This is a genomic window from Candidatus Electrothrix sp. (genome assembly GCF_052785085.1).
Genome location: NZ_JALAAI010000224.1, coordinates 1 through 2,199, shown reverse-complemented (window position 1 = coordinate 2,199; position 2,199 = coordinate 1). Strand labels below are relative to the sequence as shown.

Below are 2,199 nucleotides of genomic sequence, written 5' to 3'. Positions count from 1 at the left end.
AATGTTATTCCGTATTGGGATCAACCTGGGTGATGTCATCGAAGAGGATGGCAGGATTTACGGGGATGGGGTCAACATAGCCGCCCGGGTGGAGTCCCTGGCTGAACCTGAAGGCATATGCATGTCCGGAAGGGTCTATGATCAGGTGGCGAACAGGCTGGGCTTGGAATACGAAAACTTAGGTAAACACCAGGTTAAAAACATTAGTATCCCCATCCGGGTCTATCGGGTGCTTTCTTATCCCGGGGCGGCTGCGCATCGGGTGGTCAAAGCCAGAAAGACCATCCGTAATAACTGGCGGAAAACCTTGATTGCAGCTGCAGCTGTGATTTTGATTGTGATATCAGTTGGTTTGATCTGGCAGTTTCAGTTTCGAGGACCGCCTATCGAGCCAACTTCTGAAGAGGACATGAAGTTTTCTTTGCCGGAAAAACCCTCCATCGCGGTTCTGCCCTTTGAAAACATGAGCAATGACCCTGAGCAGGAGTATTTCTGTGACGGCCTGGCTGAAGAAATCCTCACCACTCTGTCCAAGCTTCCCCAATTGTTTGTGATCTCCCGCAACTCATCGTTTGTGTACAAGGGTAAACCTGTAAAAATCAAGCAAGTGGCAGAAGACTTAGGCGTAAGATATGTCCTGGAAGGCAGCTTCCGGAAAGCAGGAGAAAAAGTGCGGATAACGGCCCAGCTTATAGATGCCACTAAAGGTCATCATATTTGGGCAGAACGGTATCAGGGAGAACTCAAGGATATCTTTGACTTCCAGGATCAGATCACACAAAAGATCGTGGTTTCTCTTGGAATAGAACTTGTTGAAGGCGAACAGTTGCGCGTGTGGAGTAAAAGATTCAAAAATAATCCAATGCACTTATTCAAATTTTATCAGGCAGGTGAACATTACAACAAGCGTACACCAGAAGATAACCATACGGCCAGAAGAATATGGAAGGAAATAGCTGCTGAACTTCCAGAAAATGACCGCTCATTTATATATGGCTTCATTGGAGTTACCTATGTCACAGATGCTCTTACGAGGTGGAGCAAATCTCCAAAAGAATCAACGGAAAAGGCATACGAATTTGCACAAAAGGCCCTCAAATTAGATAAAAATAATCCAGAAGCATACAGCATTCTCTCCTGGATATCTCTCATGCAAAAAGATTATGAAAAGGCCATTGAAATGGGAAAACGGACAGTAGACCTTTGTCCAAACTGTGCATATTTGGTAGCATATTATGGAATGATGCAGAGCTTTGCCTGCCACTTTGAAAAGTCTATTTCACTATTAGAAAAAGCAATACGCCTGAATCCCCTCCCGCCACCTTTGTTTTTCACCCGCTTAGGTATCAGTTATTATCATGCTGGTCATTATAAAGATGCGATAAAAATATTAAAAAAAGCACTCAAATCAGAACCCCGAAGCTTAGAGGCAAATGTAGGGCTGACCGCGGCTTATGATTTCTCTGGTCGTGAGTCTGAGGCCAAAGAGAGAGCCAAAATACTGCTCAGGTTATATCCTGATTATTCACTTCGGTATGCAAAAAATACTTTATACTACAAAGATCCAGATGTAACAGAGCGTGTTATAAACGCCTTGCGCAAGGCGGGCATACCTGAAACATGACCGGTAACAAAAAACTTTCACCATCATGAAGATCTTTTGGTTAGTGGGAGAATATCATGTTATCCATTCTATTTGGTACCCTTTATCAATTGGACCTGAAAATTTTTCGGCTATGGGATAAAATACTTGAGCAGGTTTTGTTTTGGAATACCCGTGGCTTATACAGAGATATAATCAAAAGTTGTGTGTGAGGTGGTGTATCCTCCGTAACGATTGATTGATGACCCACTCACCGATCTCCTACGCCAAGGGGCCAGAGACATCTTGTTCAAAGCAGAAGAACTGGATCAAACTGCACCATTATGAAAATTAGGGCAGCTGATCCTGGGGGTTAAATTTGTAACTGGGATCGAACAGGAAAGGAACGTTGCCTCTTGATTTTCCCATTGCCTTTCATGAATCTGTTTTTTTTGAAGGCCGGGTGTGATATGTAAATGCCTGCAAAGGATCAGCAGCGACAAGCAACACCATTCACACCGGCAAACACATGGGACTGTATCACCGATTCATTCTGCCCACACTGATGCACCGGGTCTGCGCCCACAGGGATATCACCGGCCAGCGGAAAAAGATTA

1 protein-coding gene is annotated in these 2,199 nt (G+C 44.3%); it reads left to right on the top strand.

Going from position 1 to position 2,199, the window contains the following annotated elements; all coding sequences use genetic code 11:
• Positions 1 to 1,624 (top strand): tetratricopeptide repeat protein (locus L2082_RS19150; RefSeq protein WP_446012197.1); only part of this gene is annotated, 1,624 nt, incomplete at its 5' end.
• Positions 1,625 to 2,199 lie beyond the last annotated feature (575 nt).